Here is a 16,017-nt window from a genome sequence, read left to right as displayed (position 1 = left end):
ACTTGAAAAAAGAATTGCAACATATCATTATTAAAAACTATACCACGGAAAATAAGGTGCTTATCCCAGAAATAAAGTTAAGCTATCAATTATTTGGTAAACCTTTGGGTACTGCGCCTATTGTGTTGGTAAATCATGCTTTAACAGGTAATAGTAATGTCGCGGGAGAAGATGGTTGGTGGAAAGATTTAGTGGGCGATGATAAGGTTGTTGACACCAATTTATATACCATCTTGGCATTTAATATTCCTGGGAATGGATTCGATGGTTTTGTAATTGACAATTACAAAGATTTCGTTGCCCGAGATATTGCCAATCTGTTTTTAATAGGCTTAAAAGAATTAAAAATCGATAAGTTATTTGCGCTTATTGGCGGTTCGCTAGGTGGTGGAATTGCATGGGAAATGGCAGTGTTAAGTCCTGATATAACCGAAAACTTAATACCAGTGGCAACCGATTGGAAATCGACAGATTGGTTAATTGCCAACTGTCAGATTCAAGAGCAATTCTTATTGAATTCAAGAAATCCAGTGCATGATGCCAGAATGCATGCCATGTTATGTTATAGAACCCCCGAATCTTTTAATGAGCGTTTTCAACGTTCAAAAAATGAAGAACTAGAGATTTTTAATGTGGAAAGTTGGTTGCTTCATCATGGGAATAAGTTACAGGAACGTTTTCAGTTGTCAGCTTATAAATTGATGAATCAATTATTAAAAACCATTGATGTGACTAAAAATAGGCCATCGGATTTTAATGTGTTGGAAAACATTCATGGAAATATTCACATTATAGGTGTAGATTCCGATCTGTTTTTCACTGCTGAAGAAAATAGGCAAACCCATAAGCAATTGGCAGTATCAAACCCGAATGTTACTTATAATGAAATTCATTCTGTTCACGGGCACGATGCATTTTTAATGGAGTATGAGCAATTAGAAAAAATAGTAGAAGGCATTTTTGTGCCTAATTCGAAAAAAAGACGCATGAAAGTATTAAAATTTGGAGGTAAATCTTTAGCTAACGGCGATGGATTGAATACCGTTATTTCAATTATAGAAAATAAGGTAAAAGAAGGAGAAAAAATTGCTGTGGTGGTTTCAGCAAGAAGCTCAGCAACCGATGATTTAGAAGATATTCTAAACAAAGCCGTAAAAGGGCATCCATATAAAGAAGTATTACAGGTTTTTAAAAACTATCAAACAGAACCATTTAAGGATGTTGATTTTTCAAAAGAATTTTCAACCTTAGATAAATTGTTTGAAGGTGTTAGCCTTTTAGGTGATTACAGTCAAAAAACTAAAGATGAAATTTTAGCTCAAGGCGAATTGCTTTCGGTAAAATTAATTGCAAGTTTGTTAAACCAGAAATCAATAAAAGCAGCGGCAGTTGATGCGCGCGTTTTAATAAAAACGAATGACACTTTTGGAAATGCACAGCCTATATCTCAACTCTCAAAAGACAATGTTAAAAAATATTTTAAAGAAGCAGGTAGCGATGTTGTAAATATTGTTACCGGTTTTATTGCCTCAAACTCTAAAAATGAAACCACTACATTAGGCAGAAATGGTAGTAATTATACAGCTGCTTTGTTAGCTAATTATCTGGATGCTGAAGAGTTGCAAAATTATACTCATGTAAATGGGATTTATACAGCAAACCCTGATTTGGTTGAAGATGCCAAAAAGATTAGAGAATTATCATTTAGTGAAGCGAATGAGCTTGCCAATTTTGGAACTGAAGTTCTGCATGCAAAAACTATCATTCCTTTAGTTGAAAAGAATATAAACTTACGAATTTTAAATACCTTCAACCCAAATGATGAAGGGACGCTTATTACTGCAAAACCAAATTCTAAAGAAGTGACCTCTTTATCGGTATTGGATAACGTTGCTTTATTAAATTTAGAAGGTCGTGGGTTATTAGGTAAAAGTGGGGTAGATGCCAGAATATTCGGAGCCTTGGCAAATCATAATATAAGCGTGAGTATTATTTCGCAAGGTTCTTCAGAAAGAGGCATTGGTTTAATTATTAATGCAGACCAAGCAACTCAAGCTGTAATTGCGTTAGAGCGTGAGTTTGAAAAAGATTTCTACTCACAAGATGTTAATAAAATTGCGGTGGTTGATGATGTATCGGTAATTTCTATTATTGGTATCGAGTTAAGCTCGTTTCATAAACCTTTCAATGCGCTAATTAAAAACCAGATTACCCCGTTGTTATTCAACAATACGGTTACTGGGAAAAATGTAAGTTTGGTGGTTAGAAAAGATCAACTTCACAAAGCAATGAATGTGATACATGGTGAGATTTTCGGAATTTCAAAGAAAATTAACATCGCTATTTTTGGTCACGGGTTAGTAGGAAGTGCACTTATTTATCAAATTTTAAAATCGAAAGATGATATTGAAAAACGCAAAGGCATTAGTTTAAATGTGTTTGCTATTGGAAATTCAAAAAAACTACTTTTAAATAAAAAAGGCGTAGATAGTAATTGGAAAACAACAATCCAAACATCGCCTTTAGAGAGTTCTATTGAAGATGTTATTGCGTTTGCAAAAACCCATCATCTAGAAAACCTAATTGCGGTTGATAATACGGCGAGTTCTAGTTTTTATAAAAATTATATACCACTTGTAGAAGCCGGTTTCGATTTAGTATCATCAAACAAAATAGCCAACACAATATCGCATCAGTTTTATACCGATTTACGTTCTAAATTAAAAGAACAAAACAAGCAGTATCTTTATGAAACTACGGTTGGTGCCGGATTACCGCTTATTGATACTATTAAGCTGTTACACGAATCGGGTGAAAACATTACCAGAATTCGCGGGGTGTTTTCCGGTACGTTAAGTTATTTGTTTAATAATTTTTCGGTACAAGACAAACCGTTTAGCGCTATTATTCAAGAAACAATTGATAAAGGATTTACGGAGCCAGATCCAAGAGAAGATTTTTCAGGAAATGATGTGGCTAGAAAGTTGTTAATTTTAGCTAGAGAATTAGATTTGCAAAATGAGTTTGAAGATGTATCGGTTCAGAATTTAATTCCTGAAGCATATCAAAATATTTCTGTTCAAGAGTTTTTAGGTCAGTTGAATGTTCTAGATGAGGAATTTCAAAAGATAAAAGAAGCCCAAAGTCCAGGATATGTTTTAAGATACATAGGTGATTTATCGGGCGACTTATCGAAAGATAAAGGTCAGTTAGAAGTGAAATTAATATCAATCCCTAACGATAGCACTTTAGGGCAAATTAAAGGTTCTGATGCTATTTTTGAAATATTTACAGAAAGTTATGGAGAGCAACCAATTGTAATTCAGGGTGCTGGCGCTGGCGCAGAAGTAACAGCTAGAGGTGTTTTTGGTGATATCTTAAGATTGTCAAAACACATAAACTAATGTATTTACCTTAAGAAGGAACCTGAAATAAAAAAAATAAATTCACTAATGTTTTATTTATCATTATTAGCGCATTAGTTGAAAGAAAAAAAAGAAAAATGAGCGAGGAAAAAAAACAATTTGAAACAGAAGCAATTCGTACACAACTTAATCGTACTGAATTTTTAGAGCATACAAGTCCAATTTACTTAACGTCTAGTTTTGTGTTTGAAGACGCTGAAGATATGCGTGCCTCTTTTACAGAAGAAAAAGAGCGCAACATTTACAGCCGATTTACAAATCCAAATACTACCGAATTTGTAGAAAAGATATGTAAAATGGAAGGGGCTGAAACTGGTTATGCTTTTGCCACGGGTATGGCTGCAATATTTTCAACTTTTGCTGCTTTACTTAAGAGTGATGATCATATTGTATCTGCTCGCTCGGTTTTTGGTTCAACCCATACTTTATTTACAAAGTATTTACCAAAGTGGGGAATTACAACAAGTTATTTCAACATCAACGAGCCAGAAACTATTGAAGGGTTGATTACTCCAAGCACAAAAATTTTATATGCAGAGTCTCCTACGAACCCTGCCATTGATATTATTGATTTAGAGTTGTTAGGGAATATAGCTAAAAAGCATAATTTAATTTTAATTATTGATAACTGTTTTGCAACACCGTATTTACAACAACCTATAAAGTTTGGAGCCGATTTGGTAATACATTCTGCAACTAAATTAATTGATGGTCAAGGACGTGTATTAGGAGGTGTAACGGTAGGAAGAGCCGATTTAATTAGGGAAATTTATCTGTTCGCAAGAAATACAGGGCCAGCAATGTCGCCTTTAAGTGCTTGGACATTGTCTAAAAGTTTGGAAACACTTGCAGTTCGAGTAGACAGACATTGTGAAAATGCATTGAAAGTTGCTGAATTTTTAGAAAATCATCCAAAAGTAAATTGGGTAAAATACCCGTTTTTAAAGTCACATCCTCAATATGAAGTGGCCAAAAAACAAATGAAATTAGGAGGAAACATAGTAGCTTTTGAAGTTAAAGGTGGAATTGAAGCGGGTAGAAACTTCTTGAATTCTATAAAAATGTGTTCGTTATCTGCTAATTTAGGAGATACCAGAACGATTGTTACACATCCAGCATCAACCACACATCATAGCTTGGGTGAAGAAGCGCGCTTAGTAGTTAATATCACCGATGGTTTGGTTCGGATTTCTGTTGGCTTGGAACACGTGGATGATGTTATTAACGATTTAGATCAAGCTTTATCTAATTAAGCAGACTTATTTCATGTGATTCTTGGTTTTACTCATTTGGTTTGATTGTTAAAATTTTGAGTATTTTTAGGTTAATATCATCTTTAGGGTTTATTTTTAAGCAAAAAAAATGAACATGAAATCAATGAAAACAATTTTTATGCTTCCAGTAGTTACACTCCTATTAGGTTGCAGTGCTTCAGATTCAATTGAAGTCGAGCCAGAAGAAGAGGTAATTGTTGTTGAGGAAGATAATACACCTTCAGCTAATTTCGATTTATCAACTTGGAATTTAAGTATCCCAGTGAATAGTGGAAATGGTACCGCACAGACCATTACTGTAGCTCAGCTAAATAACAAATACGAAAACGCTACATATTTTTACACCGCTAATGATGGGGGAATGGTTTTTAAATGTCCAATAGCTGGTTTTAAAACATCAACCAATACAAGTTATACCAGAGTAGAATTACGTGAAATGCTTAGAGGGGTAAATACAAGTATAAGTACGCAGGGTGTTAACAAGAATAATTGGGTTTTTGGTACAGCTCCTGCAGCAGATAAAGCGGCCGCTGCTGGTTATGATGGAGAAATGAGTGCCACTTTAGCTGTAAACCATGTTACTACCACAGGAAGTAGTAGTCATATAGGACGTGTTATCATTGGGCAAATACACGCTAATGATGATGAACCCGTTAGGTTGTACTACAGGAAATTAAAAGACAATCAACTTGGCTCTATCTATTTTGCACACGAACCCGCAGAAGGTTTTGGTAGTGAACAATGGCATGAAATGATTGGCTCGAGGAGTAATAGTGCTTCAAATCCGTCAGATGGCATCGCATTGAATGAAAAATTTAGTTACACCATCAAAGTTGTAGGAGATATTTTAACAGTTACCATTAGCAGAGATGGGCAAACCGATGTTGTTAAAACTGTAAATATGGTAAATAGCGGTTATAATGTAGGTGGTCAATTTATGTATTTTAAAGCAGGTGTTTATAATCAGAATAATACTGGTGATGATGATGACTTCTCGCAGGCCACATTTTACGCTTTAAAAAAATCACATACAATGAATTAAATTCATGCTTTTTGGATTTCATAAAATACTTATCTTCGCAACATGTTATCTAAAAAAACAAAATACGGATTAAAAGCACTAACCTTTATTGCTAGAACTGGTAGCGATGTACCTGTGCAAGTAGGTGAAATAGCTAAAGGAGAACACATTCCTCAAAAATTTTTAGAAAGCATTCTGCTTACTTTAAGAAAGGCGGGCATATTAGGTTCAAAGAAAGGCAAGCATGGGGGGTATTATTTAAGAAAAGACCCTTCGGAAATTTTAATGACGGAGGTAATGCGCGTTCTTGAAGGTCCAATTGCCATGGTGCCTTGTGTAAGCTTAAACTTTTATGAAAAGTGTGATGACTGTCCTGATGAAGATTCGTGTAGTGTTAATAAACTGATGATACAAGTTAGAGATAGTACATTAGAAGTATTTAAGAATACAAGTTTAAAGGATTTGTCAGAGCGATAAACGTAGCCTAAGCTAATATATCAATAATGAAATTCATATTTTTTGCTGGAGTTCATTATAAAGTGTTAAAAAGCCGCATAGCGAAAAAAAACAAAAAAATATTTTGATAAAATATAAAAAGTATTAAATTTGCAAACCCTACTAAATCGATAGGATTAATATAATACTAAGTAAAATGATTGAGCAAGTGTTAACAAATTCAAATCAAAAAGAGAAAACCAGTTATAAAACAGATATTACAAAAGAGAAGCCTTTAAGAAGCGTTGTAAAGTCTATTAGTTGGAGAATTATAGGAACTTTAGATACTATTCTTATTTCTTGGATAATAACAGGTCACTTAACCTTAGCTTTTAAAATTGGTTCCATAGAGTTAGTTACAAAAATGGTATTGTACTTTTTTCACGAACGCATTTGGAATTCTATTAAATGGGGAAAATAATATAGAGTATGATTACACAAGAAGTTATAAACGAATTAAACACGCTTTTGAAGGACGCTAAGCCATCTGAAATCATTCAGAAGGCTTTTGAGCTTAATAAAGAAGCGGTAGTAACAACTAATTTCAGACCTTACGAGGCAGCAATATTACATGCGGTGTCTTCAATAGAAGCCACAATTCCAGTGGTTTGGTGCGATACAGGTTACAATACCCCTCAAACTTATAAGCATGCCGAGAAGGTAATAAATGATTTGAACCTAAACGTATTCTTATATGTCCCAAAACAAACAACAGCACATCGTGATGTGGTTATGGGAATACCTACTGTAGATGCTCCAGAACATGCTTTGTTTACAGAACAAGTGAAGTTGGAGCCTTTTAAGCGTGCCATGGAAGAGCACAAGCCAAAAGTGTGGTTTACGAATTTACGTCAAGGTCAAACCGCATTTAGAGACAGTATTGGTATTTTTAGTGTTAGTAAAGATGGTGTTTTAAAGGTGAGTCCGTTTTATTATTGGACGGATGCAGAATTAGATAAATACCTAGAAGAAAATAACTTGCCAAACGAATTTAAATATTTCGACCCAACAAAAGCATTAGAGAATAGAGAGTGTGGTTTACATGGTTAATTAGGGTTGAACTAAAAAGTATAAAAAAAGAAGGTCACAGCACAGATAGTATTCGTGACTAACAAAAATAAGATTATGAAGAAAGACACATCAAATATTAATTCACTAGAAAACGAAGCAATTTACATTATTAGAGAAGTTGCTGCGCAGTTTGAAAAACCTGTGTTATTGTTTTCTGGAGGTAAAGATTCTATCACATTAGTACGTTTAGCGGTAAAAGCATTTTACCCTGCTAAAATTCCATTTCCATTAATGCATATTGATACCGGACATAATTTTCCTGAGACTATTGAATTCCGCGACCGTTTGGTTAAAGAATTAGGTTTGGAATTAATTGTTAGAAACGTGCAAGATTCTATTGATGCAGGTAAAGTTAAAGAAGAATCAGGAAGATATGCGAGTAGAAACCAACTTCAAACCACTACGCTTTTAGATGCTATTGAAGAATTTAAATTTGATGCTTGTATAGGTGGTGCACGTCGTGATGAGGAAAAGGCCAGAGCAAAAGAACGTATATTTTCTGTGCGTGATGATTTTGGGCAATGGGATGAAAAAAACCAACGTCCAGAGTTGTTTGATATGTTGAATGGTCAAATTAATTTAGGTCAAAATGTACGGGTGTTCCCAATTTCAAACTGGACAGAATTAGATGTTTGGTCTTATATTGAAAAAGAAAATATTGAAATCCCATCGATTTATTTTGCTCATAAACGTAAAATATTTTTAAGAGATGGCATGATTTGGTCTGCAGAAGATGATGTTGTTTATAGAGATGAAAGTGAAGAGGTAATTGAAAAGATGGTACGTTTTAGAACCGTTGGGGATATGAGTTGTACAGCAGCTGTATTGTCTGAAGCTTCCACAATTTCTAAAGTGGTTGAAGAAATTAGAGATTCAACTATTTCAGAACGTGGTGCTCGAATAGATGATAAACGTTCGGAAGCAGCCATGGAAAAACGTAAACAACAAGGTTACTTTTAGGTTATTGAAAGTAAGTTCTGGACCAATATAAATAAGATAAAGTCAGATTGCTTAACGCGCAGGCGTAAAGCATAAAGCATAAAAATAAAATGGAAGTATTAAAAATTGCAACAGCAGGAAGTGTAGATGATGGAAAAAGTACCCTAATAGGGCGCATACTTTATGATACAAAGTCATTAACTACCGATAAATTAGAGGCTATAGAAAAAACAAGTAAACAAAAAGGTTATGATTACTTAGATTTTTCGTTGGCTACTGATGGATTAGTGGCAGAAAGAGAACAAGGAATCACCATTGATGTGGCACACATTTATTTTTCAACAGCCAAAAAAAGTTACATTATCGCAGATACACCTGGCCACGTAGAGTATACACGTAACATGGTTACAGGTGCTTCAACATCACAAGCATCTATCATCTTAATTGATGCAAGAAAAGGGGTGATTGAGCAAACAAACCGTCACTTCTTCATCAATAATTTGTTAAGAATTAAAGATGTGGTTGTTGCTATTAATAAAATGGATTTGGTTGATTACTCTGAAGAGGTTTACAACAAAATTAAAGCAGATTTCTCCGAGTTAATGAGTAAGAGAGATTACCAAGACCAAAAAATTACATTCATCCCAGTAAGTGCTTTAAAGGGAGATAATGTTGTTAATAAATCTGATAAAATGCCTTGGTATAAAGGAGATGCTTTATTGGAACATTTAGAGGAATTAGATAAAAAAGATATATTTAATGTAGGTACCCCACGTTTTCCTGTACAATACGTTATTCGTCCTAAAACAGAAGATTTTCATGATTTTAGAGGTTATGCGGGTAAAGTATATGGAGGAGAATTAAGTGTTGGAGATAATATTTTGGTATTACCATCAAAAACAAGATCGAAAATTAAAGACATCTATTTCTACGATGAAAAATATCAAACGGCTTCAAGACGTTCATCTGTAACTATCACTTTAGAAAACGATATTAATGTTAGTAGAGGCGATATGATTGTTAAAGAAGGCGATTTACCAACTATCGATAAACAATTTACGGCCAATATTTGCTGGATGGATTCTACGCCATTAGAAGCTGGTTCAAAATATGTGTTACAACATGGCGTGAATAAAGTTTTGGCAAGAGTAGAATCTATCAATCATAAAATAAATCCAGATTATTCCGGAATAGAAAAGAATGTTAAAGGTTTAGAAGTGAATGATATTGCATCGGTTACTTTTAAATTTAACAAACCATTGTTTTTCGATCAATTTAAAAACCACAGAACTAACGGGTCTTTTATTTTAATTGATACTCAAAATAACCATACTGTAGGAGCCGGTTTTATCCAGTAAAGAAGTATAAAGTTAAAAAGTTTGAAAGTGAAAAGTTGATAAGCTAACTACTTTTCAACTTTAAGACTTTCAACATTCAAACAAAAAAGAAAATGCAAACTTTTAGAACAGAAATAGAGAATCCAGTTGTTGCAAATGAAATTTTAGAGTTATCTAAAAAGATTGAGTTATTCAATACCGGCAAAATTGATGAAGAAAAATTTAGAAGTCTTCGTTTAGCACGTGGTATTTACGGTCAGCGTCAAGAAGGGGTGCAAATGATTCGTATTAAACTGCCTTACGGAAAAGTGAAAAGTAATCAGTTGCGAAGAATTTCAGATGTTTCTGATGAGTATTCTCGTGGCCGTTTGCACATAACTACACGTCAAGATATTCAAATTCATTACGTGGATTTGAACAGAACCCCTGAGCTTTGGGCCGAATTAGATAAAGATGCAATTACCTTAAGAGAGGCTTGCGGAAATACAGTTCGTAACGTAACGGCTTCAGAATTGGCAGGTATAGATCCAAACGAACCTTTTGATGTGTCGCCTTATGCTGATGCTTTATTTCGTTTCTTCTTAAGAAACCCTATCTGTCAAGAAATGGGACGTAAGTTTAAAGTATCTTTTTCATCTTCTGATGAAGATACAGGACTTTCATACATGCACGATTTAGGTTTTATCGCTAAAATTGAAAATGGAATTCGTGGTTTTAAGGTTATGATTGGTGGTGGCTTGGGCTCACAACCGCGTCATGCAGACGAACTTTATAACTTCCTGCCTTCAGATAAAATCATTCCTTTAATGGAGGGTGTTGTTCGTGTTTTTGATCGTTATGGCGAGCGTAAAAGTCGTGCTAAAGCCAGAATGAAATTCTTAATAAAAGACATTGGTTTAGAGGCTTTTAAAGAATTGGTTGAAGGTGAGCAAAAAGCAATCGAGTTTAAAACAGTAGCTATTGATGCCGATGCCTATGTAGCTTCAAAACCAGTTTCGGTTGAAGCGCCAAACGTAGAAATTAAAGATGAAGCGGCATTTAATTTGTGGAAATCTACAAACTTGATTCCTCAAAAACAAGCAGGCTATGTTGCTATTGGTATCAAAGTACTTTTAGGCGATTTTTACACAGATAAAGCACGTTTGCTAGCCGATTTAGTTGAAAAACATGCTGCAGGCGAAATTCGTCTGTCGTTACGCCAAAATATAGTAATTCCTTTTGTAAAGGAAGATTTAGTGCCTTTTTTCTATACTGAATTAGAAAAATTAGGTTTTGTTGAAGCTGGTTATAACAAAGCAGTTGATATAACAGCATGTCCTGGAACCGATACTTGTAATTTGGGTATTGCAAGTAGTACAGGTATCGCCGATGAGTTGGAGCGTGTTATAAAAGCGGAATATCCACAATATTTAAAAAACGACGATGTTGTTATAAAAATTAGTGGTTGTATGAATGCTTGCGGACAACACAATATGGCCAACATCGGATTTCAAGGGATGTCCGTTCGTACACCAGATAAATTGGTGGCTCCGGCATTACAAGTTTTATTAGGTGGTGGTAATTTAGGAGATGGTACAGGTTTATTTGCCGATAAAGTAGTAAAAGTACCAAGTAAAAGAGGACCAGAAGCATTACGTAGAATTTTAAATGATTTTGAAGCTAATGCCAATGGTAAAAAGTTTGTTGACTATTATAAAGTTACGGGAGAACGTTATTACTATGATTTATTAAACGATTTACAAGATGTTTCAAATTTAACTCAAGACGATTTTATAGATTGGGGAACAGAACAGAAATATGAAAAAGAAATTGGAATTGGTGAATGTGCAGGTGTGGTTATCGATTTAATTGCAACTTTGTTTTTAGAAAGTGAAGAAAAAATTGAAAATGCACAACAAGCTTTTAACGACAAAGTATATTCAAGTGCCATTTATCATGCCTATAGTTCTTTAGTAAACTCGGCAAAAGCAATGTTATTGGCTGAAAACAAAAGCACCAATACACATGCAGGAATCGTTAGTCAATTTGATGAGTTCTTTATTGAAAGTGGAAAACTAGATCTAGGGACTTCTTTTTCAGATTTAATTTATCAAATTAATAAGAACGCACCAACAGAGGCATTTGCAAAGGAATATATAAATAGTGCTAACCAATTTTTAGAAAAAGTAAAAGCCTTTAGAACAGCAGATACAAAGCTTTAATTTAAGGCGATTTAAATAATTAGAATGAGTTTGATAAACCCAAAATTAACAGTTGTAGGCGCAGGTCCGGGAGATGTCGATTTAATTACACTTAAAGGAATTAAAGCGATTGAATCTGCAGACGTGATTTTATACGATGCGCTTATAAATGAAGAACTTCTTAAATATGCTGCGCATGATGCAGAGCTTATTTTTGTGGGGAAACGTAAAGGGTGTTATGCATATCAGCAGGAACAGATTAACGAACTCATTGTAACAAAAGCTAAGGAAAAAGGACATGTAGTACGTTTAAAAGGTGGCGATCCATTTATTTTTGGAAGAGGTGCTGAAGAGATTGATTATGTTAGGCAGTTTGGTTTAGAAACCTTTGTGGTGCCTGGAATTTCATCTTCCATAGCTGTGCCTGCCTATCAAGGCATTCCGCTTACAAAACGTGGGGCTTCAGAAAGTTTTTGGGTTATAACAGGAACTACTAAAGCGCATAAATTATCGGGTGATGTAGCTATCGCAGCAAAATCAACTGCAACAGTGGTAATTTTAATGGGTATGGCAAAATTGGAAGAAATTGTTCAGATTTTTTCCGATGAAAATAAGCAAGATACGCCGATAGCTATCATCCAAGAAGGTACCACTGAAAATGAAAAATTTGGTTTTGGCACCATCAGCACCATTATAAAAGTGGTTGAAGAAAAGCAATTAGCAAACCCATCCATTATTGTAATTGGTGATGTTGTTAAGGAACGTGTTCAACTTTCATCAATTTATAAAGAAGTTGTAAATAATTCATGAAGAAGGAACTTATAAATGCAGGAGAATCAAGTGAGCAAGTTTCCCTAATGGGTAATGTAGGTGCTGAACGAAATAATTTATACCCAATATTTTTAAAACTTAGTAGCCTGAATGTACTTATTGTTGGTGGCGGAAATGTAGCAGAAGAAAAACTAACATTTTTATTAAAGTCAAGTCCCGATGCTAAAGTAACTATGGTGGCGCCTATGTTTAGAGAAGGCACAATCGAATTAGCAAAGAAAGGCAATGTTAAATTAATTAAGCGTCGTTATAATAAAAAATATTTAAAAGGTAAGCATATCGTGATAGCAACTACCGATGTGCCAACCGTAAATGTAAAAGTGCACAAGCATTGCCGTAAGCGTAGCATTTTGGTTAATGTTGCTGATAATCCTCCTTATTGTGATTTTTATATGGGTGGAATAGTTACAAAAGGTAATGTGAAGGTGGCAATTTCGACTAACGGAAAGTCGCCAACAACAGCCAAACGTTTACGTCAGTTTTTTGAGGATGTTATTCCAGAAAATGTAGATGATTTGGTAAAGAATTTAAATGAATATAGAAAAACAATAAAAGGTGATTTTGAACAAAAAGTGGAAACACTTAACGAATTTACCAAAGGATTAATTGAAAAAAAATAGAGTAAAAGAATCTTAAAATGATTAAAACAGATATACTTATTATAGGGGCAGGTCCTACAGGATTATTTACAGTTTTTGAAGCAGGATTGTTAAAATTAAAATGCCATTTAATTGATGCGTTGCCACAACCAGGGGGGCAATGTTCAGAAATTTATCCTAAAAAACCTATTTATGATATACCAGGGTTTCCAGAAATTTTAGCTGGCGATTTAACTAAAAACTTGCTAGAACAAGGTAAACAGTTTGAGCCAGGCTTTACTTTAGGTGAACGTGCAGAAACTATTGATAAATTAGAAGATGGTACTTTTATTGTTACGACTAACAAAGGAACAAAACACCATGCGCCTGTGGTTGCCATAGCCGGTGGTTTAGGCTCTTTTGAACCTAGAAAACCAGGGTTGGATAATTTGGATATTTACGAAGATAACGGTCTGGAATACTTTATTAAAGATCCAGAAGTTTACAGAAATAAACGTGTTGTGATTTCTGGGGGTGGTGATTCGGCATTAGATTGGAGTATCTTTTTAGCTGATGTAGCTTCAGAAGTAACACTAATTCATAGAAGAAACGAATTTAGAGGGGCTTTAGATTCTGTTGAAAAAGTAGGGGAATTAAAGGAAGCTGGAAAAATCAATTTAATCACCCCTGCTGAAGTTACCGAACTTCATGGTGATGGAAAAATTGAAGCCTTAACCGTAAATGTTGATGGGGAAGAAAAACGAATTGAAACGGACCATTTTATTCCACTTTTTGGGTTGTCACCAAAATTAGGTCCTATAGCCAATTGGGGATTAGAAATTGAGAAGAATGCGATTAAAGTAGATAATACTTTAAACTATCAAACAAACATACCTGGTATTTTTGCAATCGGTGATGTGAATACCTATCCTGAAAAATTAAAATTAATTCTTTGCGGGTTCCATGAAGCTACTTTAATGTGTCAGGCAGCATACAGAATTATTAATCCAGGAAAAAGATATGTGTTAAAATACACAACAGTAAGTGGAATTGATGGGTTTGATGGGTCGCGTAAGGAAGCACCAAAAGCAGTTGTTCAGTCCATTCAATAATAAGTTCTTTAAAAGTCTTGTTTTATTGTTGTAAATTTCAAGCTCGAAGAGCGACAATTAACAGGTAATTAAATGTATTTGATATGGATCCATGCCAAGAATTAAATGATAAATTAATTCAAAAAAAATATAACGTCCGTTTAAAAGATGTAGTTAAGACTTTTACAAAACGTTTGTTTTATTATATTTTTGATGAACATGAAAATGAACTTCAGGCTTTAAAGAAAACCTTTTTAGATATCACAAGTAATTTAAATATTGATGGAGGTGAAGCTATTTGGAATGAATTTCAAAGTAAATTTTCTTCTATCAGAACTAAATTAGATTTAGATGCTGTTGCGGTTGTTAATTTCGATCCAGCTACTAAAACCTTAGAGGAAGTTTATTTAGCTTGTCCGGGTTTTTATGCCATCTCAATTTATCGTTTAAGTCATGAGTTATATGTGCAAAATGTACCTATCATTCCTAGAATGATGAGTGAATATGTTCATGGCATAACAGGTATTGATATTCATCCAGGTGCAACCATTGGTGAATCCTTCTTTGTGGATCATGGAACCGGAATTGTTATTGGCGAAACTTCTGTTATTAAAAATAATGTTAAAATTTTTCAAGGTGTTACTTTAGGTGGAATTCAAGTGAAAAAAAGCATGGAATCTATCAAACGTCATCCAACAATTGAAGATAACGTAACCATTTATGCCAATGCTACAATTTTAGGTGGTGATATTTCTATTGGAGCCAATAGCACTATTGGAGCAAATGTTTGGATTACCGAATCCGTTCCAGAAAATTCATTAGTAACATATCAAACTGAAATAAAAATCAGACATAAAAAGAATGGCACCCATTAAAGGTATTTTAAATAGAATTGGAAACACTCCGCTTGTTGAAGTAAGTCATTTGATTTCAAAAAAGGGCGTAAAACTGTATTTAAAACTAGAAGGCGATAACCCAGGAGGAAGTGTAAAAGACCGTGCTGCCTTTAATATGATTAATGAAGCTTTAAAGCGAGGAGACATAAAAAAAGGTGGTTATTTAGTAGAAGCTACCAGCGGGAATACCGGTATTGCGTTAGCATTTATTGCGAATTTATTTGGTTTGAATATGGTGTTAATAATGCCTGAAAACTCAACAGAGGAACGAGTTAAAACCATGCGTGCTTACGGTGCTGAAGTGATACTAACCCCAGCTGATGCGGGAATTGAAGGTTCTAGAGATTTAGCATTTCAATTAAGAGATGAAAAAGGATATACGCTTTTGAATCAATTTGAAAACGACGATAACTGGAAAGCACATTATAAAACTACAGGTCCAGAAATTTGGAAGGATACCGAGGGTCAAGTAACACATTTTGTTTCTGCCATGGGTACTACAGGAACTATAATGGGTGTTTCAACTTATTTAAAGGAGAAAAATAAAAATATCACTATTGTTGGAGCACAACCAGAAGATGGCGCTAAAATTCCTGGGATTAGAAAATGGTCGCCCGATTATGTGCCAAAGTTTTTTAATCGGTCTAAAGTTGATGTGGTGGTTGATGTTAGCGAACAAGATGCTAAGGCTACAACGCAGCGATTAGCCAAAGAAGAAGGCGTGTTCGCAGGAATGAGTAGTGGGGGCTCCGTGTATTGCGCTTTAAAAATAGCGGAAACAATTGAGGAAGGTATTATTGTGGCAATTATTTGTGACAGAGGCGACCGCTATTTATCTTCAACATTATTTGAATAAAACATAATTCAAACCTAACCATT

At 34.5% G+C, this 16,017-nt stretch carries 14 protein-coding genes; all 14 read left to right on the top strand.

What is annotated here, in order from left to right; all coding sequences use genetic code 11:
* Nucleotides 1-2: 2 nt before the first annotated feature.
* The 14 genes from thrA (at nt 3) to cysM (ending at nt 15,994) form a co-directional block, all read left to right on the top strand.
* A complete protein-coding gene (gene thrA / locus ABYI63_RS00455; protein WP_372752270.1) occupies nt 3-3,404 on the top strand; it encodes a bifunctional aspartate kinase/homoserine dehydrogenase I in 3,402 nt (1,133 codons plus the stop codon).
* Nucleotides 3,405-3,502: 98 nt separating this feature from the next.
* Nucleotides 3,503-4,678 (top strand): PLP-dependent aspartate aminotransferase family protein, encoded by a 1,176-nt coding sequence (locus tag ABYI63_RS00450; protein ID WP_372752267.1) that lies wholly within the window; start codon nt 3,503-3,505, stop codon nt 4,676-4,678.
* Between the two features lie 124 nt (nt 4,679-4,802).
* On the top strand, nt 4,803-5,741 hold the full coding sequence (locus ABYI63_RS00445) for a polysaccharide lyase family 7 protein (RefSeq protein ID WP_372752266.1): 939 nt from the start codon (nt 4,803-4,805) through the stop codon (nt 5,739-5,741).
* Between the two features lie 42 nt (nt 5,742-5,783).
* A complete protein-coding gene (locus tag ABYI63_RS00440) occupies nt 5,784-6,197 on the top strand; it encodes an Rrf2 family transcriptional regulator (protein WP_372752264.1) in 414 nt (137 codons plus the stop codon).
* A 175-nt stretch (nt 6,198-6,372) separates the two neighbouring features.
* Entirely contained in the window at nt 6,373-6,636 is a 264-nt protein-coding gene (locus ABYI63_RS00435) for a DUF2061 domain-containing protein (protein WP_372752262.1), read from the top strand.
* 8 nt (nt 6,637-6,644) lie between these two features.
* Nucleotides 6,645-7,265 carry a phosphoadenosine phosphosulfate reductase family protein gene (locus ABYI63_RS00430; protein WP_372752260.1) on the top strand — a complete coding sequence of 207 codons (621 nt, stop codon included), beginning with the start codon at nt 6,645-6,647 and terminating at the stop codon, nt 7,263-7,265.
* Nucleotides 7,266-7,340: 75 nt separating this feature from the next.
* Entirely contained in the window at nt 7,341-8,246 is a 906-nt protein-coding gene (gene cysD, locus ABYI63_RS00425; protein WP_372752258.1) for a sulfate adenylyltransferase subunit CysD, read from the top strand.
* A gap of 89 nt (nt 8,247-8,335) precedes the next feature.
* On the top strand, nt 8,336-9,583 hold the full coding sequence (locus tag ABYI63_RS00420) for a sulfate adenylyltransferase subunit 1 (protein ID WP_372752256.1): 1,248 nt from the start codon (nt 8,336-8,338) through the stop codon (nt 9,581-9,583).
* A 92-nt stretch (nt 9,584-9,675) separates the two neighbouring features.
* Nucleotides 9,676-11,763, top strand: coding sequence for a HEPN domain-containing protein (locus tag ABYI63_RS00415; protein ID WP_372752254.1), 2,088 nt, complete (start codon nt 9,676-9,678; stop codon nt 11,761-11,763).
* Nucleotides 11,764-11,787: 24 nt separating this feature from the next.
* Nucleotides 11,788-12,552, top strand: a complete 765-nt coding sequence (gene cobA / locus ABYI63_RS00410; protein ID WP_372752252.1) for a uroporphyrinogen-III C-methyltransferase — start codon at nt 11,788-11,790, stop codon at nt 12,550-12,552.
* Between the two features lie 47 nt (nt 12,553-12,599).
* Nucleotides 12,600-13,193 carry a bifunctional precorrin-2 dehydrogenase/sirohydrochlorin ferrochelatase gene (locus tag ABYI63_RS00405; protein WP_372752434.1) on the top strand — a complete coding sequence of 198 codons (594 nt, stop codon included), beginning with the start codon at nt 12,600-12,602 and terminating at the stop codon, nt 13,191-13,193.
* A gap of 17 nt (nt 13,194-13,210) precedes the next feature.
* On the top strand, nt 13,211-14,263 hold the full coding sequence (locus ABYI63_RS00400) for an NAD(P)/FAD-dependent oxidoreductase (protein WP_372752250.1): 1,053 nt from the start codon (nt 13,211-13,213) through the stop codon (nt 14,261-14,263).
* Nucleotides 14,264-14,346: 83 nt separating this feature from the next.
* Complete coding sequence (gene epsC, locus ABYI63_RS00395; RefSeq protein ID WP_372752248.1) at nt 14,347-15,117, top strand: serine O-acetyltransferase EpsC; 771 nt, start codon at nt 14,347-14,349, stop codon at nt 15,115-15,117.
* Nucleotides 15,104-15,994, top strand: a complete 891-nt coding sequence (gene cysM / locus ABYI63_RS00390; protein ID WP_372752246.1) for a cysteine synthase CysM — start codon at nt 15,104-15,106, stop codon at nt 15,992-15,994. Before epsC ends, cysM begins: the two co-directional genes overlap by 14 nt.
* The last annotated feature ends 23 nt before the right edge of the window (nt 15,995-16,017 follow it).

The sequence above is a fragment of the Mariniflexile sp. genome, assembly GCF_041583155.1.
GTDB lineage: Bacteria > Bacteroidota > Bacteroidia > Flavobacteriales > Flavobacteriaceae > Mariniflexile.
Note: the sequence above shows the minus strand (reverse complement) of the source record. Positions and strands in the feature narration are given on the sequence as shown.

What these genes read in the sequence shown, in the direction of transcription:
- ABYI63_RS00445 (WP_372752266.1), top strand. Translation starts at nt 4,803, where the DNA reads ATGAAAACAATTTTTATGCTTCCAGTAGTTACACTCCTATTAGGTTGC.
- ABYI63_RS00435 (WP_372752262.1), top strand. Translation starts at nt 6,373, where the DNA reads ATGATTGAGCAAGTGTTAACAAATTCAAATCAAAAAGAGAAAACCAGT.
- cobA (WP_372752252.1), top strand. Translation starts at nt 11,788, where the DNA reads ATGAGTTTGATAAACCCAAAATTAACAGTTGTAGGCGCAGGTCCGGGA.
- ABYI63_RS00420 (WP_372752256.1), top strand. Translation starts at nt 8,336, where the DNA reads ATGGAAGTATTAAAAATTGCAACAGCAGGAAGTGTAGATGATGGAAAA.
- ABYI63_RS00405 (WP_372752434.1), top strand. Translation starts at nt 12,600, where the DNA reads ATGGGTAATGTAGGTGCTGAACGAAATAATTTATACCCAATATTTTTA.
- cysD (WP_372752258.1), top strand. Translation starts at nt 7,341, where the DNA reads ATGAAGAAAGACACATCAAATATTAATTCACTAGAAAACGAAGCAATT.
- cysM (WP_372752246.1), top strand. Translation starts at nt 15,104, where the DNA reads ATGGCACCCATTAAAGGTATTTTAAATAGAATTGGAAACACTCCGCTT.
- epsC (WP_372752248.1), top strand. Translation starts at nt 14,347, where the DNA reads ATGGATCCATGCCAAGAATTAAATGATAAATTAATTCAAAAAAAATAT.
- ABYI63_RS00450 (WP_372752267.1), top strand. Translation starts at nt 3,503, where the DNA reads ATGAGCGAGGAAAAAAAACAATTTGAAACAGAAGCAATTCGTACACAA.
- ABYI63_RS00415 (WP_372752254.1), top strand. Translation starts at nt 9,676, where the DNA reads ATGCAAACTTTTAGAACAGAAATAGAGAATCCAGTTGTTGCAAATGAA.
- ABYI63_RS00430 (WP_372752260.1), top strand. Translation starts at nt 6,645, where the DNA reads ATGATTACACAAGAAGTTATAAACGAATTAAACACGCTTTTGAAGGAC.
- ABYI63_RS00400 (WP_372752250.1), top strand. Translation starts at nt 13,211, where the DNA reads ATGATTAAAACAGATATACTTATTATAGGGGCAGGTCCTACAGGATTA.
- ABYI63_RS00440 (WP_372752264.1), top strand. Translation starts at nt 5,784, where the DNA reads ATGTTATCTAAAAAAACAAAATACGGATTAAAAGCACTAACCTTTATT.